Annotated in this window: 21 protein-coding genes and 1 other annotated feature; of the genes, 18 read left to right on the top strand and 3 right to left on the bottom strand. The window is 50.9% G+C overall.

What is annotated here, in order from left to right; all coding sequences use genetic code 11:
• Positions 1 to 2 precede the first annotated feature (2 nt).
• On the bottom strand, positions 3 to 575 hold the full coding sequence (locus tag AC0YNX_RS08170) for a hypothetical protein (RefSeq protein WP_475815127.1): 573 nt from the start codon (positions 573 to 575) through the stop codon (positions 3 to 5).
• Between the two features lie 215 nt (positions 576 to 790).
• On the opposite strand from AC0YNX_RS08170, the gene AC0YNX_RS08165 reads away from it, so the two are divergent.
• The 4 genes from AC0YNX_RS08165 to AC0YNX_RS08150 all read left to right on the top strand — a co-directional run bounded on the left by AC0YNX_RS08165 (position 791) and on the right by AC0YNX_RS08150 (position 4,470).
• Positions 791 to 2,263 carry a protein adenylyltransferase SelO gene (locus tag AC0YNX_RS08165; RefSeq protein WP_475815126.1) on the top strand — a complete coding sequence of 491 codons (1,473 nt, stop codon included), beginning with the start codon at positions 791 to 793 and terminating at the stop codon, positions 2,261 to 2,263.
• 130 nt (positions 2,264 to 2,393) lie between these two features.
• Complete coding sequence (locus AC0YNX_RS08160) at positions 2,394 to 3,323, top strand: phosphotransferase family protein (RefSeq protein ID WP_475815125.1); 930 nt, start codon at positions 2,394 to 2,396, stop codon at positions 3,321 to 3,323.
• Between the two features lie 33 nt (positions 3,324 to 3,356).
• A complete protein-coding gene (locus AC0YNX_RS08155; RefSeq protein ID WP_475815124.1) occupies positions 3,357 to 3,941 on the top strand; it encodes a DNA-3-methyladenine glycosylase I in 585 nt (194 codons plus the stop codon).
• Positions 3,934 to 4,470 (top strand): HAD-IIIA family hydrolase, encoded by a 537-nt coding sequence (locus tag AC0YNX_RS08150; RefSeq protein WP_475815123.1) that lies wholly within the window; start codon positions 3,934 to 3,936, stop codon positions 4,468 to 4,470. The genes AC0YNX_RS08155 and AC0YNX_RS08150 overlap by 8 nt, the downstream gene beginning before the upstream one ends.
• A 617-nt stretch (positions 4,471 to 5,087) precedes the next feature.
• Here the strand turns inward: AC0YNX_RS08150 and AC0YNX_RS08145 are convergent.
• Positions 5,088 to 5,702: a TetR/AcrR family transcriptional regulator gene (locus tag AC0YNX_RS08145; protein WP_475815122.1), complete on the bottom strand. Its 615-nt coding sequence runs from the start codon at positions 5,700 to 5,702 to the stop codon at positions 5,088 to 5,090.
• 127 nt (positions 5,703 to 5,829) lie between these two features.
• On the opposite strand from AC0YNX_RS08145, the gene AC0YNX_RS08140 reads away from it, so the two are divergent.
• From AC0YNX_RS08140 to AC0YNX_RS08085, 12 genes are all read left to right on the top strand, one after another.
• Entirely contained in the window at positions 5,830 to 6,402 is a 573-nt protein-coding gene (locus AC0YNX_RS08140; RefSeq protein ID WP_475815121.1) for a cysteine hydrolase family protein, read from the top strand.
• Between the two features lie 10 nt (positions 6,403 to 6,412).
• Positions 6,413 to 7,624, top strand: coding sequence for a multidrug efflux MFS transporter (locus AC0YNX_RS08135; RefSeq protein WP_475815120.1), 1,212 nt, complete (start codon positions 6,413 to 6,415; stop codon positions 7,622 to 7,624).
• Between the two features lie 115 nt (positions 7,625 to 7,739).
• On the top strand, positions 7,740 to 9,215 hold the full coding sequence (locus AC0YNX_RS08130; protein ID WP_475815119.1) for a sensor histidine kinase: 1,476 nt from the start codon (positions 7,740 to 7,742) through the stop codon (positions 9,213 to 9,215).
• Complete coding sequence (locus AC0YNX_RS08125; protein ID WP_475815118.1) at positions 9,212 to 9,898, top strand: response regulator transcription factor; 687 nt, start codon at positions 9,212 to 9,214, stop codon at positions 9,896 to 9,898. Before AC0YNX_RS08130 ends, AC0YNX_RS08125 begins: the two co-directional genes overlap by 4 nt.
• A 41-nt stretch (positions 9,899 to 9,939) precedes the next feature.
• Complete coding sequence (locus AC0YNX_RS08120; RefSeq protein ID WP_475815117.1) at positions 9,940 to 11,091, top strand: MGDG synthase family glycosyltransferase; 1,152 nt, start codon at positions 9,940 to 9,942, stop codon at positions 11,089 to 11,091.
• A 126-nt stretch (positions 11,092 to 11,217) separates the two neighbouring features.
• A complete protein-coding gene (locus AC0YNX_RS08115; RefSeq protein ID WP_475815116.1) occupies positions 11,218 to 11,958 on the top strand; it encodes a YheC/YheD family protein in 741 nt (246 codons plus the stop codon).
• A 230-nt stretch (positions 11,959 to 12,188) separates the two neighbouring features.
• Entirely contained in the window at positions 12,189 to 13,277 is a 1,089-nt protein-coding gene (locus AC0YNX_RS08110; protein ID WP_475815115.1) for a hypothetical protein, read from the top strand.
• A gap of 26 nt (positions 13,278 to 13,303) precedes the next feature.
• Positions 13,304 to 14,224 carry a L,D-transpeptidase family protein gene (locus tag AC0YNX_RS08105; protein ID WP_475815114.1) on the top strand — a complete coding sequence of 307 codons (921 nt, stop codon included), beginning with the start codon at positions 13,304 to 13,306 and terminating at the stop codon, positions 14,222 to 14,224.
• A gap of 187 nt (positions 14,225 to 14,411) precedes the next feature.
• Positions 14,412 to 15,662, top strand: a complete 1,251-nt coding sequence (locus tag AC0YNX_RS08100; RefSeq protein ID WP_475815113.1) for an MFS transporter — start codon at positions 14,412 to 14,414, stop codon at positions 15,660 to 15,662.
• Positions 15,663 to 15,721: 59 nt separating this feature from the next.
• Positions 15,722 to 16,918, top strand: coding sequence for a MalY/PatB family protein (locus tag AC0YNX_RS08095; protein ID WP_475815112.1), 1,197 nt, complete (start codon positions 15,722 to 15,724; stop codon positions 16,916 to 16,918).
• Positions 16,919 to 17,037: 119 nt separating this feature from the next.
• A complete protein-coding gene (locus AC0YNX_RS08090; protein ID WP_475815111.1) occupies positions 17,038 to 18,132 on the top strand; it encodes a hypothetical protein in 1,095 nt (364 codons plus the stop codon).
• 21 nt (positions 18,133 to 18,153) lie between these two features.
• The gene (locus tag AC0YNX_RS08085; protein ID WP_475815110.1) at positions 18,154 to 18,615 is read left to right on the top strand and encodes a hypothetical protein; all 462 of its coding nucleotides are present in this window, start codon (positions 18,154 to 18,156) and stop codon (positions 18,613 to 18,615) included.
• 42 nt (positions 18,616 to 18,657) lie between these two features.
• On the opposite strand, the gene AC0YNX_RS08080 is transcribed toward AC0YNX_RS08085, so the two are convergent.
• Positions 18,658 to 19,260: a hypothetical protein gene (locus AC0YNX_RS08080; RefSeq protein ID WP_475815109.1), complete on the bottom strand. Its 603-nt coding sequence runs from the start codon at positions 19,258 to 19,260 to the stop codon at positions 18,658 to 18,660.
• Positions 19,261 to 19,428: 168 nt separating this feature from the next.
• Positions 19,429 to 19,698 (top strand) — a binding site (T-box leader).
• Positions 19,699 to 19,833: 135 nt separating this feature from the next.
• On the opposite strand from AC0YNX_RS08080, the gene asd reads away from it, so the two are divergent.
• A complete protein-coding gene (gene asd, locus AC0YNX_RS08075; protein ID WP_475815108.1) occupies positions 19,834 to 20,919 on the top strand; it encodes an aspartate-semialdehyde dehydrogenase in 1,086 nt (361 codons plus the stop codon).
• Between the two features lie 203 nt (positions 20,920 to 21,122).
• Positions 21,123 to 22,235 (top strand): 4-hydroxyphenylpyruvate dioxygenase, encoded by a 1,113-nt coding sequence (hppD, locus tag AC0YNX_RS08070; RefSeq protein WP_475815107.1) that lies wholly within the window; start codon positions 21,123 to 21,125, stop codon positions 22,233 to 22,235.
• The last annotated feature ends 28 nt before the right edge of the window (positions 22,236 to 22,263 follow it).

Here is a 22,263-nt window from a genome sequence, read left to right as displayed (position 1 = left end):
GATTATAGGCTTGCACATGAAGTGCGGATGAAGGTAATGAGTGCTCTCATCGTCTGGCCTTTAAAAGCGTCAGGGACGGGATCGCCGGATGGATCCGCATAGCTGCAGCTTTGGCTGGCTTGCTCGTATGTAAATCCAAGCTGGACAAGCGCTTCTCTTAGCTCCTGCGGCATCGTGCCCGAGTTAGCCGGTTGTGATTGCGCGTAATATGCGGTTGGCGTGATGGTGACGTCTACATCTCCAGCGCCTGTATTCACGACGAATAGATCGTCGGGCTGCTGGAGCATCCAATGTCCCTTCGAGAATAGCGAAATTCGCGCACCTTCTAGCGCGGAGAGCGCATCCAGATTAACCGCTAACGTCTCGTTCAGCATGACTCGAATGTCCTGTCCTGTTACTGATCCTGCGGCCTGCTCCAGATAAGCTTTCAATACCGATTCAGGTAGAGACGTTAGCGGTAGTGCACCAAGGTCAATATTGAAGGTTTGGTGGATAATGGCTAGCAGCTCTGTGCTTCCGATGCTCGCGCCGCTTGCTTCGATAAGCTTGTCCATCTGTGCGGCTTTGGTCGTCATGATATCGCGCTCCCGTCATGAATGAGTTTCTTTAAGCTCATTAACAATTATACTGGAAAAGCTTGCATAGTTGTTCATCAGATTTACAGTTTCAGCGAAGGATACGCTAGGCTCGGACTTCAACGTCCGGGCTTTGTTTGTTGCTTGGTGGTTATTTTCAGATGATTCATCTAAAATAGAGCTAATGAAGTTTTTGCCAAGAAAGAAGGGGTATCATGTCTAATCAATCTACTGCGAGTGAAGCGGGCTGGAACTTGGATAACAGCTATGCCCGGTTGCCTCAGTCTTTCTATACACGGATGAAACCAACGCCAGTGCGCGCGCCGAAGCTGGCTGTTCTGAATGAACCGGTGGCGGCAGCGCTTGGGTTACATGCAGATGCGTTAAGAACGGATGAGGCGGTCGCCGTGTTTGCTGGCAACGAGGTTCCTGATGGTGCAGCGCCGCTAGCTCAGGCTTACGCGGGGCATCAGTTCGGTTACTTCAATATGCTCGGCGACGGACGTGCGATGCTGATCAGCGAACAGATCACGCCGACGGGTGAACGGTTCGACATTCAGCTGAAAGGCTCGGGAGCTACGCCGTATTCCAGAAGCGGCGATGGGCGAGCGGCGCTCGGACCGATGCTGCGCGAACATATCATCAGCGAAGCGATGCACGCGCTCGGCATCCCGACGACACGAAGTCTGGCCGTCGTGACGACAGGTCAGTCGATTATCCGCGAGAGCGAGCTGCAAGGCGCGATACTGACTCGTGTCGCTGCCAGCCATCTGCGGGTAGGCACGTTCCAGTACGCAGCTGCGAAGGGGCATGTTGATGAGCTTCGCGAGCTGGCGGATTACACTGTCGAGCGGCATTATCCTGAGATTGCAGGTGACGAGAACAGTTATCTCTGTCTGCTGCAGGAAGTGATCAAGAGGCAAGCATCATTGATTGCCAAATGGATGCTGGTCGGCTTCATCCATGGCGTGATGAATACGGATAATATGGCGATCAGCGGCGAGACGATCGATTACGGACCGTGCGCGTTCATCGATGCCTATAGCCTTGATACCGTATTCAGCTCCATCGACAGAGAAGGGCGATACGCGTATGGCAACCAGCCGAAGATTGCGGTTTGGAATCTGGCTCGGTTCGCCGAAACATTGCTGCCACTGCTCCATTCCGATGAAGAGCAGGCGATCAAGCTTGCAGAAGAAGAGCTTGGCAAGTTCGCAGAGCTATACCACGGGCATTGGTTAGCGGGCATGCGAGAGAAGCTTGGTTTATTCGGTGCCGAGGCGGAAGACGAGACGCTTATTGAAGACTTGCTTCGTATGATGCAGCAGCAAGGGGCGGACTACACGAACACATTCCGAGCATTAACGTTTGGTCGCATGGACGAGATCGCGATGTCGTGCAGTGCTGATTTCGCAGAGTGGCTGGAGCGTTGGCAGGCTAGACTTGGACGGCAGGCGGAGACGTCTGAGTCGGTGCAACAGCTCATGCGGAACAGCAATCCTGCTGTTATTCCGCGTAATCACCGGGTAGAAGAGTCGCTCGCTGCAGCGGAGCAAGGCGACTATAGCGTCATGGAGCAGCTGCTCGCAGCGCTGTCGAACCCGTTCGCGCATACGGCTGAACAGGAGCCGTACGCGGAGCTGCCATCGCAGAATGGCAGGCCTTATCGGACTTTCTGCGGGACGTGATTCTCTGCAAGATCGAGTTTCGAGGCGGGAGACAGGCGATGGACATCCGAAAATGTCTATCGTCTTTTTTATTTTTACGGTACACTATTTCCTGTAATTGTAAATCCCATCGGGAGTAGGTGAAGCTAGCATGACCGCATATGAGAAGCCAGTTATCCATACAACGGAAATCGAACAGATCTTAACTGCACAATTAGGGACAAGCCAGATCACCGAACTCATGCCAATGACAGGCGGGAATCTTAGCCGTGTGTTCTCGTTTCAGTTTGACGGGCGAGAAGGGGTCATTAAGTTCAGCGATCTGGCAGGTGCATACGATACAGAGCGTTTCGTGTCGGGACTATTAACGAGTCATGGCGTGCCTTTCCCGCGCTGTCTTGGACAAGGGCAAGTCCATACATTATCCTATTCCATCCTTGAGCGTGTGCCAGGGGCGATGCTGATCGATTGTTCGGATGAGCAGAAGGCAGCTCAGCTTCCTGAGTTAATCCGGATCTTGGTGCAGATGAATGAAATTCAGATTGATCAGACGAATGGCTATGGCTGGATCAAACCAGATGGCAACGGGACATCACCGACGTGGATGGCACATATTGAGTCTTTCTACGCGGAGGACCAGACGGGGAACTTCTGGGAAGGTTGGCACGACCTTTTCAAGACGACCTTCTTGGAAAAGGAGATTTTCGACGAGTGTTATGCTCGGTTGCAGCAGTACGCTCCGTTCAATGAACCTCATCGTCATTTTGTCCATGGCGACTTTCATCCTTGGAATATCATGTCGAATGGCGAGCGGATCACGGGCATCATTGATGGCAATTGCGTATATGGCGACTATCTGCTCGATCTGGAGACGCTGACCGGCACATTAGACGAGCTGGACGTCGTTGCAGCCTATAAGCAGCATGTTCAAGACAAGGGGATTGTTATTCCGAACTTTGAAGAACGCTTGCTAGGCGCGAGTTATTTCAAAGGGCTTGATGCGATGCGCTTCTATGCGAAGATGGGCTGGGAGGACGCTTATCAAGGACTGCGTCATAAATTAATTAATCTCGTTACCTAAGCGGAGCTGGAATGGAAAGGAAGTATTCTAAGTATGGAAAGCTTGTCGCCTGCACGCTGTGCATGGGTTAATGAAGACCCGTTATATATGGACTATCATGATCACGAGTGGGGCGTACCTGTCCATGACGATCAGAAGCTGTTCGAGCTGCTCGTTCTAGAAGGCGCTCAAGCAGGCCTCAGTTGGTATACGGTTCTGCAGAAGCGTGAAGGTTATCGGGAAGCCTTCGACGGGTTCCATCCGGAGCGGATTGTTGCTTATGACGATGCAAAAGTGGACGAGCTGGTGGGCAATCCTGCGATCATCCGCAACCGGCTGAAGATACAATCCGCGATTACGAACGCAAAGTGTTTCTTAAACGTGCAGGCTGCGTATGGCAGCTTCGATAAGTACATCTGGCAGTTTGTCGGCGGGGAGCCGGTTCATAATCATTGGCGAACAAAGGGAGAAGTTCCCGCGACGACGCCGCAATCGGATGCGATGAGCAAGGACTTGAAGAAACGTGGATTCAAATTCGTCGGCTCGACAATCTGCTATGCATACATGCAAGCGAGTGGCATGGTCAATGACCATACAATGGATTGCGATTGGTATGTGAGGAGGGGACTGCATGTCTAGATTGCAGGCTGTATTCATTGATCGGGATGGCACTATCGGAGGAACGGGGCGTTTTATCCATCCGCGTGATTTTGTATTATTCCCAGGTGCACAGGAAGCGTTGCGCTTATTGAAAGACAAGGGAATTAAAGTGATCGCCCTCACAAATCAGCATAATATTGCCAAAGGACTTGCGACTGAGCAAGAGTTCATCGAACAATTCGAGTCATATGGATTTGACGCATCGTATATTTGTCCGCATGAGCCGGAAGACGGCTGCGACTGCCATAAGCCACGCCCAGGCCTGCTGCACCTTGCCTCACAAGAGCATCAACTCGACCTTGCGCGCTGTGCAGTCATCGGCGATGTTGGATCAACAGACATGCTTGCTGCAGCAGCTGTTGGAGCGCATAAAGTTATCGTCAAGACTGGCTGGGGGCAAAGTTCGCTCGATACTTACCGGCATAAGTGGTATGACCAGGCATCGCCTGATTATGAAGCGGATGATCTTCTGGATGGGGTGAAGTGGCTCATTACCAATCTCGGCTAGGATAAGAATATAGCAAAAAGGACAGCAATAGGAACGCCCCTCATTAGGGCGTTCTTCAGTGTGTCGGCAAACTCACGTCACTTTCAGGGTTCCGGAGAGACTCTCACAGTGGGTAGCAGCCGATATTGGCTGCTTGGCGAAGCTGAGAGTGTAAAAATCGAACTCTCAGCAAGGAAAACAGCCGATTGCAGATCTGAGAGTTGAAAAATTGAACTCTCAGAGTGGGAAGCAGCCGATATTGGCTGCTTGGCGAAGCTGATAGTACAAAAATCGAACTCTCAGCAAGGAAAACGGCCGATTGCAGCTCTGAGAGTTGAAAAATTGAACTCTCAGAGTGGGAAGCAGCCGATATTGGCTGCTTGGCGAAGCTGATAGTACAAAAATCGAACTCTCAGCAAGGAAATCAGCCGATTGCAGCCCTGAGAGTTGAAAAATAGAACTCTCAGAGTGGGAAGCAGCCGATATCGGCAGCATGGCGAAGCTGAGAGTACAAAAAACGAACTCTCAGCAAGGAAAACGGCCGATTGCAGCTCTGAGAGTGTAAAAATCCCACTCTCAGACTGTCGAGACTTTCTCGTCAGCCTGAATAAGGACGCCCCCTCACAGGGGCGTCCTTATTATTTGCCAATAAACGTCGCGCACAGGTGCTCAACAATCTCGTCAGCCGTATAGCCGCGTACATCGCGTTGGAACAAGTAGGCGTCGCTGCTTAGCGCCGTGAGAAGCAGATCAGCTTTGAACACGCTGTTCGTATTCTGCTGCTGCCCGCCGAGAGCCTCGATCTCGTCGAAGTGCTTAACAAGCAGCCCATGCAGCTCGTCATATAACGGACTGCGATTACGCGACTTCGGCTTGCTGGTCTGTGCCGTATCTTCCACGCCGGTGACAAGCTGCGTCTTCGTTTCTCTGAACCGAATAAAGAGAGTAAGAATACCCTTGAGCCGTACCTCTGGCAGAGCTTCTCGGTTCAGCTCCAGATAGGCTTCGATATCTTCGAACAACATGACGAGATTATCCTTGATTAGATCAAGGCACAGCTCACTCTTGTTGCGATAGCGACGGTAGAGGGTCCCCGGGCCGATCTGGGCTTCAGTCGCAATTTGGTTCATGCTGACTTGCTCCACGCCATGCTGCTCGAATAATCGAAGCGCCGCGTCCAAGATGCGCTGCCGGTTCTCTGCTGCATCCCGGCGTTCTGTGCGAGTAGGGATTAATTTATCGGATTCACTCATGGTATGTTCACGTCCTAGTGTTTAAGTTCGATTATGAATCTACGTTGACAAATGGAGAGGTCTCCACTTAATATGAAGAGGAGAGTTCTCCGCTTAATGCTATCATATACGAAGAGGAGTGTACACAATGTCTACACCTACCGGCAATGCTGCACTATTAGTGATGGATTTACAAAACGGGATCGTATCCCGTTTCGCACAGAACATGGAACTTCTGCTGCCATTTCAGAAGGCAGTCGAGGCTGCCCGCGAGCATAACATACCTGTTTATTTCATTCGAGTTGCTTTCCGTGAAGGTTATCCGGACGTAAGCCCGCGCAACAAAGCATTTTCGCAAATTGCGAACTTCGGCGGCATGACCGTAGATGACCATGCGACTCAAATTCACGATGCCGTGAAGCCAGGGCCGGGCGAGCAAGTAATCACGAAGAGACGCGTCAGCGCGTTTGCCTCTAGCGACTTAGAGCTTATTCTGCGTTCGCGCCAGATCGACACGCTTATCCTGAGCGGTATTGCAACTAGCGGCGTTGTGCTGTCGACCCTTCGCGAAGCGGCTGATAAAGATTTTGCCATCCAAGTGCTGTCTGATGCTTGCCTTGACGCAGATCCCGAGGTGCATCGCGTACTTACGGAGAAAGTATTCCCGCGACAAGCAGATGTGCTCACCGTTGACACATGGATCGACAGCTTGAAGGTGTAGGCTGATCGTTATGCCCATATGGAAAAGAAATTTATTCGTCTGCTGGTTCGGGATGTTCGTCACGAGCATCGGAATGAGCCAGATAGCGCCGGTGCTGCCGCTCTATATCAAGCATCTTGGCGTCGACGATACGGATGCGATCTCCCAATACTCAGGCATCGCCTTCGGTATCACCTTCATCGTCTCGGCGATCTTCTCCCCGATCTGGGGGCAGGCGGCAGATAAGTTTGGGCGCAAGCCCATGCTGCTGCGGGCGAGTCTAGGCATGGCTATTGTTATCTTCAGTATGGGATTCGCCCATCATGTGTATGTATTAATTGGCTTGCGCATGCTGCAAGGAATTATTACTGGCTACGGTACCGCATGTACGACGCTAATTGCTACGCAGACCGATAATGAGCATGCAGGCTGGGCGCTGGGAACGCTCTCTACGTCAAGTATTGCAGGATCACTGCTTGGACCGACTATCGGGGGCTTTATTGCAGAGAACTTCGGGATGCAAGACGTCTTCTTCATTACCGGCGCATTCATGATGGTTGCGTTCCTTACGACATTGTTCTTCGTGCAAGAGAACTTCACTCGGCAGCATAAGAAGACGCTTCGCATGAAGGAAGTGTGGGAAGCAGTGCCTCACAAGAGCCTGACAGTCATGATGCTCGTTACGTTCTTCGTACTGACGATCGCACTCTATTCCGTGGAACCCGTGCTGACGGTCTATGTGACACAGCTATCTAGCAACTCCCATCATGTGGCACTGCTCGCCGGCGTAATCTTCTCTGCCTCCGGTCTAGCCAATATTATCGCGGCTCCAAGGCTAGGCAAGCTGTCTGACCGCATTGGCACACATAAAGTCATTCTCGCTGCGCTGATCGTCGCTGGCGTGACATTTATCCCGCAAGCTTTTGTCACGAGTCCATGGCAGCTGATGGTGCTTCGCTTCATTCTCGGTCTGTCGTCAGCGGGACTGACGCCGGTAGTGAATACAATCATTAAGCGAATTACACCTGCGGCAATTACCGGACGCGTGTTCGGACTTAGCATGGGGGCTGCGTATCTGGGCGTATTCAGCGGATCTCTGCTTGGCGGTCAAGTGGCAGCTTGGTTTGGCGTTGAATATGTCTTCCTGATTACGAGCGCTCTGCTACTTATCAACGCAGTCTGGGTATACTTCCAAGTGTATAGGAAGGTAGAGCATATGCAATTGATGAATCCCGCCAAATAGCTGGCGGGATTTTGTTCATACTTTTTTAAGAAATGATTCACGTTTAATTAAGGAGCATCCTGTACGCTTATTCAAAAGACTAGGAAGCTGCCACTCGCGAGGAGAAGAAAGCTGCATGTCCATTCGCTTGAAATTATTAGTATCCTATGCGGCCATGTTGATCATCCCGCTAATCTTAATCCTTATCATCACTTCGCTGCTGCTCGTTTCTCTCAAGGGGGAGCTATCGTCGGTGCAAGGAGCCTACGAATCGACGGAAAATATGTTCGACCATGAGGTCGTGGAGCATGTCGCGAAGGAGATGAGACGCTCCATTGAGCGCGATCCGAAGCTGCTGATCGATTCGAATTATTTGAACGAATTAACGACAGAGCTGCAGAAGAACGATGCAGGCATGCTTATTCGCCTGGATAGCGCCATTGTTTATCATTCGGATATCATCGGCAAAACGCCGGAGCTTATGTCAAGCCTGCCGGCATTCAAAGGACCGAACATCGTTACCCGTGACCACGTGCGCAAGCTCGGCAATATGGACTATCAATATATCCAATATGATCTGCTTAGCAGCGACAAGAAGATGAGCACGGTGTTCATCATCACGGGGATAAATCCCGTCGTTTATTTCATCCACCAATATTTTGGAGCAATGTTCATTGCGCTTCTAGTCATACTGATCGGGACGCATCTCATCTTGACAACCTATATGTCTAAGAATATTATCAAGCCGCTGCAAGCGCTGCGGAAAGCTGCTAGCGAGATCAAGGAGGGACGGCTGGACTTTCAGCTCGATGTTGCACGCAAGGATGAAATCGGGCAGCTTGGGACCGCATTCGAAGAGATGCGATCCAGACTCCAGGAGTCGCTTGAAGTGCAGCGGCAATACGAAGCAAACCGCAAAGAGCTGCTCGCGAGCATCTCGCATGATCTGCGGACGCCGCTAACCGCTATTCGCGGCTATGTGGACGGCATCATGGAAGGGGTTGCCGACACGCCGGAGAAGAATGACAAATACATGCGGACGATTGCGGTGAAAGCAGATGAGCTGGATCATCTCATCAACGAGCTGTTCCTCTACTCGAAGCTGGATTTGAATCGTCAGCCATTCCAGTTCGAAGAGGTGGTTCTTCTGCCTTTCGTGCAAGATTGGTCGGAGGAGCTGCAATTCGAGCTCGAGAAGAAGGGCATCGCGCTGCAAACGGATATTCAGCTGTCTGGCGATGTTGTCGTGACGATGGACCGCGACCACTTCCGCCGCGTGCTGAACAATATTATTCAGAACAGCGAACGGTACATGGATAAACCGATACCGCAAATTCGCATTACCGCCTATCTGCAATCGAATGCCGCGGTGCTTGAGCTGACAGATAATGGGACCGGTATTGATCAGGATTCGCTGCAGCATATATTCGAGAGGTTCTACCGCGTGGATCAGTCTCGCAATGTGAGCACAGGCGGAAGCGGGCTCGGGCTTGCCATAGCCAAACAGATCATGGAAGGCCATGGCGGAGCAATTGCTGCAAACAGCAAGCTGACCGAAGGCACAACGATTCAATTGACGATCCCCATCACACAAGGGAGTACGAGCGCATGAAATCCATTCTAATTATTGAAGATGACCTTACAATCTCGGAGCTGCAACGGGATTATCTTGAAATCAGCGGATTTAAAGTCGATATCGCTGCAGATGGTGAGCAGGGGCTGCAGCTTAGCTTGAATGGCTCCTTCGACTTGATCATTCTCGATTTGATGCTGCCGAAGATGAACGGGTTCGATGTCTGCAAGCGAGTCCGCGAGAAGAAGGACGTTCCGATTCTCATGGTGACTTCAAGGCGCGAGGATATCGACGTCATCAGAGGGCTCGGTTTAGGCGCGGACGATTATATTACGAAGCCATTCAAGCCAGCAGAACTAGTTGCCAGAGTGAAAGCCCATCTCGCGCGGTACGATCGTCTTATCGGCTTGAAGGAAGCGAAGAATGACATCCACATTCGCGGCTTGTATATGGATCCGGATACGCGCAGCGTACTGGTGAATGAAACAGAGACCGTGCTCACGACCAAGGAATTCGATCTGCTCTATTTTCTAGCTAGTCATCCGAATCGGGTGTTCTCGAAGGAGCATCTGTTCGAACGAATCTGGGGCGTTGATGCAATGGGAGATCTGCAAACCGTCACCGTGCATATCCGCAAGATCCGCGAGAAGATTGAAGCGGACTCGGCGAATCCGACTTACGTGGAGACGGTATGGGGCACAGGTTATCGGTTTAAAGGGTGATGGCCGCCAGCAACATCATAACAGGAAGGAGGCGGCTAGCCATGAGCCATCATGGAGCTGTGCTCATTCTGACCGGAGATTACGGAGCGGGGCATCTCAAAGCGTCGGAGGCGCTGGAAGATTCGCTGAAGCAGCGGTATCCGCACTTGCAAGTGAAGATTGTCGACGTGATGTCCATCACGCATCCGATTATGAATCCGGTCAGTAAATATATGTATTTGCGCAGCATTCACCATTTTCCGCGGACCTATGGTTTTCTGTTCCGCAAGACGAGGCAGCGAGGCGCAATTTCGAATACGCTCAAGACCATTCAGAAGCTTGGACTTCGCAGATTGCATGCACTTATAGAGCGGATCAAGCCATCGGCAATTGTGTCTACGTTTCCAGTCGCAGCTGGAGCAGTCTCCTCGCTGAAGGGGGCTGGACTCATCAATGTTCCTTGCACGACGGTCATTACGGATTATACCGACCACAGCTACTGGCTATACCCGCACACTGATCTCTATCTCGTCGGCAGCAGCTCCGTCGCTGAACGTCTGCGGCAAGTGGGCATCCCAGCCAATCGAATTGAAATAACGGGTATTCCCGTTCAATCCGCCTTCTACGGTTTGCCGCCGAGTCAAGCCGCGAGGAGTTTGTTCAATCTTCAACCTGATCTGCCGACTGTGATGATCATGGGCGGGGGAGAAGGGTTGGTTGCCCGCGGAATTGGCGAAACGATGCGCAGCGCTCATCGGCTGCTTAGCGGCAAGGTCCAGTTTATTGTCGTCTGCGGGCGTAATGCGAAGCTTCAATCGGAGCTCACGCAGCTCGTCCACTTGCATCAGATCCCAGCGCTCCTCACAGGCTACACGGACCATATCCCCGAATTCATGGCGGCATCCGATCTGCTCATCAGTAAGCCGGGTGGCCTTACATCCTCCGAAGCGCTAGCTGCGGGGCTGCCGATGGTGCTCGTTCATCCGCTTCCAGGCCAGGAGGAGGATAATGCTGCATATCTTACGAATTGCGGTGCGGCTCTTCGAGTCGATGACTTGCAGGAGCTGCCGATCCTTCTCAAAGGGTTGCTGGGCAGTCCGGACAGGCTGCGCCAAATGACCAGAAGCGCGCTTCATGCGAGCATTCCGAATTCAGCGGATGTTGCGGCGGCAACCATTATGCGGCAAGTACTGGATGAGCTCATTATTTCGTAATTAAATACAGTGGCTGACGATAGAAGCCTAACAACGCGGCGTCATGAACCGAATACAGTATTTACAGCTTTATTCGTACGAACATAAGGCGTAGGACTAACAATCGGGTAAAGATGGGGGAACATCATGACGCGTTATGTGGGGAGCAAATGGAAGAAGACCGCTGCACTCATGAGGGAACGAGAATTGTCGGAATACGTGCCCGAAACCGTCCAGTTGTCGAGATCATCGCTGCAATCCTTGTTGAGAAAATACGATATGGTCTATGTGAAGCCTGTCGTTGGCATGCATGGGAAAGGCGTTATGCGGGTGGAGCGCAGCACTTCCGGCTACCATTACCAGCTGCAAGAGCGTGTCCGCAGCTTCGCGCATTTCGATGACATGTACCGGTCCATGCAGTCGCGTATCGGCAAGAAATCATATCTTGTTCAGAAAGGCATTCGGCTGCTTAAGCATAACGGAAGAAGATTTGATCTTCGCGTCATGGCCCAGTATTCGCCTAACCGGCAATGGGAGACGACAGGCATTATCGGCAGAGTAGCTGGCAAGAACAAGATCGTAACCAACTTCCACGGCGGAGGCATGCTTGTCTCTGCAAGCCGATTGCTCGCGGAGCATACGAATTATGTATATCCCAAAATCCATTCACTGTCCAAGCTTGGCGTGACAGCAGGGAAAGCGATGCAAAGAGCGTTCCCCGGCGTTTATGAGATCGGGCTCGACGTCGCGCTCGATCAGTCGCTGCGTCCATGGATCCTCGAAGTGAACACGAGCCCGGATCCGTATCTGTTCAAGAAGCTTGCTGACAAAACAATATTCAAGCGCATTATGAGGTACGCCAAAATGTATCCGAAAAAAAGAGCCTGATACCGATCAGGCTATACGGTGCCTGAGAAGAGGTCTGTCTGACTTCCTCTCGGGTTCTTTTTTATGGACAAAACTTCCAAATTAGTTATTGTTGATAGAAACAACATGTGCTAGAATCGCTTTTAGGTAAAAATGCCCACATATGCATAATTTTAAACTGTTTCGAGGGGGAAGATGGGGGCTTTTTATAGAAGATTACTCTAGCGATAGAAAGAGATTTGGGAGGAACTATGAACAAGCGATTCACTCTATTCATGCTCACATTTGCACTCATCCTTACTCTGGTACCTGTTTCTGTTGCACAAGCAGCCACGAAAGCCGATCTTCAGAAGAACGTCGCGCTGATTACATCTGCATTCGCGAAGCAAAGCGGATATACGGCTGCCGATGTCAATACGCTGATTACCGATCTGAACAATGACAGCAGCAGGGAAGTTGTCGTCTGGATCAAGCATCCAATGGGCTTCAGCGAGGATTTCTATCTCGGGGTGTACAGCCTTGGTACGACGAAGAAGCTGCAATACGCGAAGCTCTACTCGAGCGAGTATCTCTACGATTCCCACGTCACTGTACGAACGATCAAGAATCCGCGTTACAAAACAAGCCTCGCAGTCGTAATCACTGGAAACAATTACGTCGATGCGGAAGTCTATACGACCAAATACGGCGTGTTTAAGCAAGTGGGTTATGCGTATATGGCCTCTCCGATGCCTGGCGGCGTCTACATGAAGGACATTAACGGAGACGGTTATGAAGAGTTTGTTGGCCTTAACAGAGAGTATGATCTTGGCAATGATCGGCTGAGCAGCGCGGAATATCCGGTTGGCAAGATCGTTTTCAAGTGGAATGCGAGTAAGTTAACGTATGTTGCTAACCAGTATGGTAGTGACGGCAAGCTAGACAGCACTCGTAAACCGCTTGGAGCGATTACCTCATCGCAGGCGATCGCAATGTTGAAGAAAGCTTACACGATGCAGATGGGAATGTCAGGTTACTACGAGTTCGACACTGTCCGTACGAGGATGAAGTCTTACTTCAGCAATAACATTATCTCCGGCTTCCTAAGCAATGGTCTCAAGTATGACTACGGCTTCGGTTACAAGCCGATCTATCAGATCAACGAATATAACGCTTGGCTGCTGCCTAAATTCACGAGCGCAAAGGTGCAGTTCAATTACTCGACGGACAAGACCCGCGTCAAGCTGGTGCAGAAGCAGAAGAAAGCATATAACGGCGGTAGTTATGACACCAACGCGACAGCAGTGCTTGTAAAAACCAAATACGGGTGGAAAATTGATGACTACGGCTACAATTTCTAATCATCAACGATTTGTCCATTCATATATTGATTATTATTCAACATATGATTGGAGGTTGTTGGCTTCTGAAACGGTACCAGATGAAGTCCGTCGTGCTCACGATTCTTATTGCATTCATTGGGGTATTCCTTGTTCCAGTCAGCACTAGCGCAGCAGAGAGCAAGAACGAGCTGATCATTGTCAATAAACGCACGAATCAACTGGCGTTCTATATCAATGGCGAGCACATTAAAACGTTCTCGGTGGGGACAGGAAGATCGCCTGATCTGACACCGGAAGGAACGTTCAAGATCGTGAACAAGATCAAGAATAGGCCGTATTACAAGGATCATATCGCAGGCGGGGATAAGGCGAACCCGCTAGGTGACAGATGGCTGGGGCTGCAGGTAGGCTCGACGTATGGAACGACTTACGCCATACACGGCAATAATAATAGCAAGTCGATCGGCAAATATGTCAGCGCAGGCTGCATTCGCATGCTGAATGACGAAATCCACTGGCTGTATCCGCAGATTGTATTAGGGACGAAGGTCATCATCACGACGTCGAAGCTGGATTTTGACACGATTGCGGAGCAGCATGATTATCCGCTGATCCATCCTTTTGCTGGCTCGTTACTGCTAGATGGCAAGTCGATCAAGCTTGAGGATGAGCTGCTGATGATGGATTCCCGCGTGTTCATTCCGATGCGAGAGGTGTTTGAGCTTCTAGGGGCGACGGTGAATTGGAATGAGCAGACGAAGACGGTAACAGCGGTCATCGGCACTCGGATCATCACGCACAAGGCATTAACGGGAACGGTTAAAGTAGGAGACGAGACCGTAGCGATTACCAGCTCGCGAATGGTTGATAATGCTCTACTGCTTCCATTACGAGATATTGCAGAACTGATCGGCCATCAAGTCGGCTGGGATGGAGCGAAGAAAGAGATTCGAATTAGTACGTAATGAAGTGCACTTATACGATACGCTTAGCGGGCTGCCATGTGTGGTAGCCCTTTTTTTGTTTTAGTATACAAAACCAAGTGAATCGTTTAAATTAGATAAATAAATAGATAACAGGGGTAAAATGATGAATTGGACGAAACGATTCACCAATAAGAGGAAACAATCAGACAACCGCAAATACTTAAAATTGATTACGAGCGAGGGCATCTCGGGAGGGCTGCTGGGCAGCGTGCTCGGAGGTCCATTCCTAACCGGATTCATGCTGTATCTTGGCGCATCATCGGCGCAGATCGGCTTCGCGCTTGCGATACCCGCCTTCGCGAACCTGGCGCAAATATTCACAGCAATCGTGACCCATAATGTCGATAACCGGCGAGCGTATGTATTCGGTTACGGAGTACTATATCGGGTGCTATGGGTGCTGACAGGGCTAATTCCGTTCGTATTGCCCCAGAGCTACTGGGTATATACATTCATCACGCTTTATCTGCTGTCGTACTTATGCTCGAACATTGCAGGCGTCATCTGGGCATCGCTCATCGGCGATATGATCCCGGCACAGGTGCGAGGCAGGTACATGGGCATTAGGAATACAATCGTCGGCGGACTTGCCGCTGCTGCGGTGCTTGCAGGCGGTCAACTCTTGGAATTGTTCTCGAAGCAGAACGGATTCATTGTTTTGTATGCGATTGCAGCACTATGTATGGTGTGGAATGGCTATCATTTGTTCCACTATCCGAATCTGCCATTGCAAAAGTCTCAGGAATCTCATAGGATGCAGCTGCTCGTGAAGCCGCTTAAGGACCGTACCTTCTTACGCGCGACTTTGTTCCTTGCGACTTGGATTTTCTTCCAGAACATGACGGTGCCATTGTTCTCGTATGTCATGCAAGATGTCCTCAGCATTAGCATCCAGTGGGTAACGATTATTACGACGATTCAGATGATTGTCATGATGGCGAGCTACTATGTGTGGGGCAACTTGAATGCCAAGTATGGGACGAAGCGAGTCCTGCTATGGACATTGCCAATTATTGCGGCAGCCTGCTTGTTGTGGGGCGCGATTGCATGGATTCCGGCTATTCCGGTGCTCATTCTGGTGCATATGCTGCTAGGCATCGGCACTGGCGGGTTCACGCAGCTGACATTTAATTATACGATTGAAGTGGCGCCTAGCTCGGAACGGACGATCTATGTCGCCGTCTTCGCAGCTTTGACAGGCTTCACCGGATTTCTGGGTCCGATTCTCGGCGGTGAAATCTATCGGAAGATGAGTACGATGCCGACTTGGCTTGCGCATTACGGCTTCAGCGCTGGCATGGGTCTTGTCCTGTTAGGCTTGGTTCTGACGGCGGGACGCTCAATGCTGAGCACAAGCAGTGCAAGCTTGAGCAGAAGGGCAACAGCACGCAAGCAACAAGAAGAGCTGGTAAGCTAATGTAGCTTAGCAGTTCTTTTTTATCGGAGAAGGAAACGGAATCAGTAGGAGGTATGCGCATGCGCTATGATTTTGACCGGATTCTGGATCGCAGGAATAGCTCCAGCTTCAAGTGGGATGGGGTTGCTGCCAGCTATGGTTCCATCGAGGACGCGATTCCGATGTGGGTGGCTGATATGGATTTTGCTTCGCCGCCGGAGGTGGTGGAGGCTTTGCGGAAGCGGGTCCTGCATGGCATATTCGGTTATTCGTTCCGCACGGATTCGTATCTCGAAGCGATAACCGATTGGCTGGATAGACGGCATCACTGGCGCATTGATCCTGCGTGGATTGCCCATAGCCCGGATGTCATAGCCGCTCTGTCGATTATCATCGAAACGTTCACGAAGCCAAACGATAAGATCATCTACCAAGCACCTGTCTATAATTTTGCAAGAATGATCACGAATCAGGAACGTATTCCGGTTAATAATCCTCTTCGCTACGATCATGATTCCCATAGCTACACGATGGACTTCGACGGCTTGGAAGCAATGCTCGAGCTTGATCAGACAGTGACAATGCTCATCTTGTGCAGTCCGCACAATCCAATCGGCCGTGTGTGGCAGCGTGAGGAGCTGGAACGATTAGGACAAATTTCCGCCAAATATAATTTGCTCGTTATTTCGGACGAGATCCATTGCGATCTCGTCTATGAGGACAGCTTGCGCAAGCATATCCCATTCGGCTCAATCTCACCGGAGCTGGCAGCTCATTCGTTCACGTGTATCGCCCCGAGCAAAACGTTCAATCTTCTGAGCATGCACGCTGCAGCCGTTATTATCCCTAACGATGCGTTACGTGCGCAGTTTAATCAGGCTATGAGTAGGCTTGGGGTGGATTCGCCGAACACGCTCGGCTGCGTCGCACTTGAAACGGCTTACCGAGAAGGTGAAGGATGGCTGAATGAGCTGCTTATCTATTTGCAAGGCAACATTCAGCTAATAACCGAGTTCGTCCAATCGCGAATTCCACAGATCAACGTCATACAAGCAGAAGGGACGTATCTCATCTGGCTAGACTGCCGGGAACTTGGGCTCCATGCGCAAGAGCTTGAACGATTCTTCGCTCACAAAGCAAGAGTTATTCTGCAGCCTGGTTATACGTTCGGCGAGGAAGGCGCTGGCTTCATGCGTATGAATGCTGCATGCCCGCGATCTGTATTGAAAGAGGCGCTCAGCCGAATCGAAGCTGCTATCCATGCGATTCGCTATTAAGAATGGCTATTTGGACGATGCAGCTGATAGAATAAGATAGGATTGGTATTATTTTGAAACATTGTTCTGCAATCCTGCGTACAATTGGTTAATTTGATAAGGTATGGAGGGTTTTACACATGGGCGTAATGGATTGGTTCCGCGAGCAGCTAACCGGGCAGAAAGTATGTCCGATTGAACATCTGGAAAGCTACAAAAGGCTTGGAGAACAAGTTTACTCGCTCCATGTCGAGCTGGCAGAGAGCACCTCTGCACGTGCGCAAGCGATTGTGCAGGCTGCAAGAAGCTTACAAATCATGGCGGATGAGCTGCTCGGTGATGCGCTTGATGGTGCTGTTCCGAAAGCGGTGCCGATTGTCACGCATGATCAGGCAGACGTCTGGTATGGCATGCTGCCAGATATTATGGTTGCCGCAAGACAGGAAGCTGCGTTCTCGAATGCAGCGCGAATCAAGCTGCCGATCCGGCTCGGCACGCAGATTGAGGGTCCGAAGCCATGTCCTGAACAGCACATTGCCGGTCTGAGAAGAGCTGCCGCTGGTCTGGAAGAGCTGCTGGCACTTGAAGTATCCGTTGCGCGAGGAGAGAAGGACACGTACAAGGAAGCGATTCTCCTATACGAAGAAGCCAGAACACGCAAGCAAGCTGGCGATTCCATCGTTGGCACGATCTCGAATGGACGGCGTGTCTCGGAGGAGAGCCACGAGGATGCTGAAGAGCAATATTGGATGGCGTTATCGAACTATATCCTCGTCGCGCAAGGCTTGAAGGACCCAGAGATGCTGAAGAATTTGCCGACGGCTGTTCCGGGCTCGAACGGCGTTATCCCGTGCAAGCTGGATTCCGAGGACATCTGGAAAGTGACTTCGCAGGTCGCTATAACCGAAATCCGCAAAGCAGGCGAATACTTCCAAGCAGAGCGCGATCTAGTCGAGCACTGGGAGAATTTCATCGAGACAAGAGTGGAGCGCGAATATGAAACGACCGTTGAAGAGCTGTTCAAGCGCGGTCACATTAAGGAAGATTCGTACTGGTACTGCTGTCCATTCCCGTCTGTATACCGTGTGCTCGTGGATTCGGTGAATGTGCTAGGCAATGTCATACCAAGAGGGCATGTATTCGTGTTCGAATACGGGGATGACGGCGAACCAGGCCGATTTATTACACAGCCTACCTTCCAATCAGCGGATGAGCGAAAATATTGCGACGACTAATGGGCGGGCAGGAGAGCAGCGATGGGAATTATAAATCGAATCATTCGAGTATGCCGAACGTTTACGAATAAGGAAGAAGAGCCTGTCTCCTTCGAGGTGTATCTCGAAGCGGCAAATGAGCGGCTGCGTGATTTTGCCATTATTGTCAGCCGCTTAGAATCGGAGCTGTTGTCCGCGAAGGATCGGCGATTTGCGATTGAGAAGCAGCAGCAGCAGCTTCGCGAGCAAGCGGAACAAGCCGCGGCACAGCAGGATGCGGAGGCGGCGAAGCGCTATCTCGAGCAGGCGTACACGAGCAAGACGCGCTCTGCTTCTATGCAGCTAGACATTCAGAAGCTGGAAGAGCGAATTGCTGTGACCAAGGAGCGCTTCGCGGAGCTGACTCGCGTGATTGAAGAAGCTAGCAGCAAGCATGACGCGATCATGATTCGCAATATGCTGGCGAATGCGGAGATTGAAGCGGGTAGAACCATTCATAAATAAACGAAAGGCTGCCGGTCGGTGTTCAGGACTCGGCAGCCTTCTTCAGTTGGGTCTTGTGAACAGAATCGTAATCGAATTGATTGCTTCATTCACATTGATGAGCGCATCCCGGATGATCAACTCATCAATTGCTGCACCACCTTGTAGCATTGGCTCTCTCGCGGCAATGTCCGCCATGAGCTCATCATTTTGCCGGATTCTCTCATCCGTAATGGCATGGAGTGATTTCAGGTGCTGCTCATATTGCTCGCGCTCCGGCGATTTGTAAGGAATCCCTTGCGACAGCGCAATCAAGGCATCGTCGAAGAAAAATTTCATGTACAGCACAATCGGTCCTGCCAGCAAATCCTTCATCGTCGCAACTTCTTCGTCCGTTGCCCCGACTTCGTCGACGAGCTCCCAGAATTGCCTGATTGTCTCAGGTGTCAGGTTGTTCTTGTCCCGTACGACCCGTGCGACGAACATCTGAAACCGATCCTTCTGGTGCGCGGTCATGTTCTTCGCGAGAGTGACTTGCGGCTCCTCTGTCTCAGCCGCGGATTCTTTGTCACTGCCTAGCTGCCATCCACAGCCGACTAAGCTGACTACCATCACAATTGCAAGCACGGAAGCTGTAAGCCATCTCAGTGGAATCGCCTCTCCCATCAGATGTGGTAGCGTAATTGAGGCTTTAGAGCATCTCCCTCCTAAAGTATGTGATCGGTGCTCGTATCATTAATAAACATTTCCCGGCTCGGCTTACTTGGCTATGCTGCGAATTTTCAAAAAAATGATTTACCTTGCTTCCGTTATCTGATAATATAAACGCAACATTCAAATGCGATGAAGAGATGAGTAGGTAAAGAACTGCTTTTACAGAGAGCTCCGGCAGCTGGAAAGGGGCAAAGCAAGCTTTATTGAAAAAAGGCTCAGAGCAGCACACCGGAACTTTGCAATCGGCAAGGGATGGGGTGACAGGAGCTCCTGTTACAGAGCTAGAGTATAAGCATTGCTACGAACCAATGCCGTACTCGAAGAGGCTGGAATGGCGACATTGCAGCGAATCTAGGGTGGTACCACGAGCATGCCAATCTCGTCCCTAAGACTTTACACAAGTCTTGGGGGTGGGATTTTTTTGTTATAAGCGGAGCTGTTGCAACTTGGCTCACGCATGCATAAGGTACACCAAATGAGATTTTTAAAAACGACACATATGATGCTGAAAGGAATTGAATGGGAATGACGGATAAGCTAAAAGTTGGTATTGTCGGTGGTACAGGGATGGTCGGCCAGCGTTTTGTAGAGCTGTTGAATCAGCATCCATGGTTTGAAGTAACAGTAATTGCTGCGAGCGCAGGCTCGGCTGGCAAAACATATGAAGCAGCAGTTCAAGGCAGATGGAAGCTGTCCACGCCAATTCCTGAGGCAGTGAAGCAGATCGTCGTACAGGATGCTTCGAAGGTAGAAGAAGTAGCAACAGGCGTCGATTTCGTATTCTGCGCGGTCGATATGAAGAAGGATGAAATCAAAGCACTCGAAGAAGCCTACGCGAAGACAGGCACGCCTGTCGTTTCGAATAACTCGGCACACCGCTGGACGCCAGACGTTCCAATGGTTATTCCGGAAATTAACCCAAGCCATCTTGAAGTCATCGCAGCACAGCGCAAGCGTCTCGGTACGGAAACAGGCTTCATCGCCGTGAAACCGAACTGCTCGATCCAGAGCTACGTGCCGGCGCTCCACGCGCTGCTTGATTTCAAGCCGACACAAGTTGTCGCTTCGACTTACCAAGCGATCTCCGGGGCAGGCAAGAACTTCACAGATTGGCCGGATATGCTCGACAACGTAATTCCTTACATTGGCGGCGAAGAAGAGAAGAGCGAGCAGGAGCCGCTTCGCATCTGGGGTACAGTAGAGAACGGCGAGATTGTCAAAGCAAGCGCGCCGCTCATTACGACACAATGTATCCGCGTTCCTGTAACAGACGGTCATTTGGCGACTGTATTCGCTTCGTTCGAGAACAAACCGGCTAAGGAAGAGATTTTGAACCGTTGGCGGGAATACCAAGGTCGTCCGCAGCAGCTGGGATTGCCAAGCGCACCGAAGCAGTTCATCACTTACTTCGAAGAAGAGAACAGACCGCAAACGAAGCTTGACCGTGACATTGAAAACGGCATGGGCGTATCCGTTGGTCGTCTGCGCGAAGATTCGATCTATGATTTCAAGTTCGTCGGCCTGTCGCATAACACGCTCCGCGGCGCAGCGGGCGGCGCAGTTCTGATCGCAGAATTGCTCAAAGCAGAAGGTTATATCGTAGCGAAATAAGCTTATATACGAGGCAGCAAGCTAATCCGAGTTAATCGGGGGCTTGCTGTTTTTTTCGTTTTGGGCAGGAATAGCAACAAGCTACCCGACAATAAATTGGAAAGTTCGCCCATCCGCCGAATAAATATTAATACAGCAGCTTCGTCACCATAGGCAGGTGCTGAATAAGATAACGGTAAATGTGAAAAAGGGATGAGGACAGCATGAAGAAACAGCGACGGATTGGCCAAAGTAGTTCGGATTTCTTCCCGGTTCGGGGCGTCGAATATATCGAGCTCTATGTGGGGAACGCGAAGCAGGCCGCACATTATCTGAGCAAAGGCTTCGGCTTCCGCCAGGTTGCGTATGCAGGCCTTGAAACTGGAGAGTCCGGCAAAGTGTCGTATGTGCTTGAGCAGTACCAAGCACGACTCATTGTGAGCGGGGCGTTATCGCCGTCTCACCCGATCGCGGAGTTTACGAAGAAGCATGGCGACGGCGTGAAGGATATTGCGATGCGCATGGATGATGTAGAGAAGTCTTATCATGAAGCGGTGTCGCGCGGCGCTATTCCGGTGATGGAGCCGAAGGAAGTCAGCGATGCGTTTGGAACGGTCCGGCTCGCGGTTGTCGGCACCTATGGAGATACGGTGCATACGTTAATCGACCGCAGCGATTATAAGGGCATCTTCATGCCGAAGTATGAAGCTTGCGACTTGATCATTCCTAATCAGCCGACTGGGCTAATCGGCATCGACCATGTCGTTGGCAATGTAGAGCGGATGGAGGAATGGGTGGAGTATTACGAGAAGGTGATGGGCTTTAAGCAGATGATTCATTTCGACGACAAGGATATCTCCACCGAATACTCGGCGCTGATGTCGAAGGTGATGTTCGGCGGAGGACGGATCAAGTTCCCGATTAACGAACCGGCGACTGGCAAACGCAAGTCGCAAATCCAGGAATTCCTCGATTACTACAATGGCGCAGGCGTACAGCACATAGCAATTCTCACGAATGATATTATTTCAACGGTATCGACACTCCGTAGCAATGGCATTGAATTCCTAAGCACACCTGACAGTTATTACGAAATGCTGCCAGATCGAGTAGGCGCTATTGACGAAGAGCTGACGAAGCTCCGAGAGCTTGATATTCTCGTGGACCGCGATGATGAAGGCTACTTGCTCCAGATCTTCACGAAGCCGATTGTCGACCGGCCGACTCTGTTCATCGAGATTATCCAGCGCAAAGGCGCGGTTGGATTCGGGGAAGGCAATTTCAAAGCGTTGTTCGAGTCGATTGAACGTGAACAAGCCCGCAGAGGCAATCTGTAGTTGAGGCAGCTGCTATAAGGAGATGCTG

The organism is Paenibacillus sp. J31R98, from assembly GCF_056269245.1.
The sequence above is the reverse complement of the archived record's forward strand: the minus strand, read 5'-3'. Positions and strand labels throughout refer to the sequence as shown.

Coding starts and splice junctions, on each gene's coding strand:
- AC0YNX_RS08170 (WP_475815127.1), bottom strand. CDS start 575: ATGACGACCAAAGCCGCACAGATGGACAAGCTTATCGAAGCAAGCGGC.
- AC0YNX_RS08165 (WP_475815126.1), top strand. CDS start 791: ATGTCTAATCAATCTACTGCGAGTGAAGCGGGCTGGAACTTGGATAAC.
- AC0YNX_RS08160 (WP_475815125.1), top strand. CDS start 2,394: ATGACCGCATATGAGAAGCCAGTTATCCATACAACGGAAATCGAACAG.
- AC0YNX_RS08155 (WP_475815124.1), top strand. CDS start 3,357: ATGGAAAGCTTGTCGCCTGCACGCTGTGCATGGGTTAATGAAGACCCG.
- AC0YNX_RS08150 (WP_475815123.1), top strand. CDS start 3,934: ATGTCTAGATTGCAGGCTGTATTCATTGATCGGGATGGCACTATCGGA.
- AC0YNX_RS08145 (WP_475815122.1), bottom strand. CDS start 5,702: ATGAGTGAATCCGATAAATTAATCCCTACTCGCACAGAACGCCGGGAT.
- AC0YNX_RS08140 (WP_475815121.1), top strand. CDS start 5,830: ATGTCTACACCTACCGGCAATGCTGCACTATTAGTGATGGATTTACAA.
- AC0YNX_RS08135 (WP_475815120.1), top strand. CDS start 6,413: ATGCCCATATGGAAAAGAAATTTATTCGTCTGCTGGTTCGGGATGTTC.
- AC0YNX_RS08130 (WP_475815119.1), top strand. CDS start 7,740: ATGTCCATTCGCTTGAAATTATTAGTATCCTATGCGGCCATGTTGATC.
- AC0YNX_RS08125 (WP_475815118.1), top strand. CDS start 9,212: ATGAAATCCATTCTAATTATTGAAGATGACCTTACAATCTCGGAGCTG.
- AC0YNX_RS08120 (WP_475815117.1), top strand. CDS start 9,940: ATGAGCCATCATGGAGCTGTGCTCATTCTGACCGGAGATTACGGAGCG.
- AC0YNX_RS08115 (WP_475815116.1), top strand. CDS start 11,218: ATGACGCGTTATGTGGGGAGCAAATGGAAGAAGACCGCTGCACTCATG.
- AC0YNX_RS08110 (WP_475815115.1), top strand. CDS start 12,189: ATGAACAAGCGATTCACTCTATTCATGCTCACATTTGCACTCATCCTT.
- AC0YNX_RS08095 (WP_475815112.1), top strand. CDS start 15,722: ATGCGCTATGATTTTGACCGGATTCTGGATCGCAGGAATAGCTCCAGC.
- AC0YNX_RS08090 (WP_475815111.1), top strand. CDS start 17,038: ATGGGCGTAATGGATTGGTTCCGCGAGCAGCTAACCGGGCAGAAAGTA.
- AC0YNX_RS08085 (WP_475815110.1), top strand. CDS start 18,154: ATGGGAATTATAAATCGAATCATTCGAGTATGCCGAACGTTTACGAAT.
- AC0YNX_RS08080 (WP_475815109.1), bottom strand. CDS start 19,260: ATGGGAGAGGCGATTCCACTGAGATGGCTTACAGCTTCCGTGCTTGCA.
- asd (WP_475815108.1), top strand. CDS start 19,834: ATGACGGATAAGCTAAAAGTTGGTATTGTCGGTGGTACAGGGATGGTC.
- hppD (WP_475815107.1), top strand. CDS start 21,123: ATGAAGAAACAGCGACGGATTGGCCAAAGTAGTTCGGATTTCTTCCCG.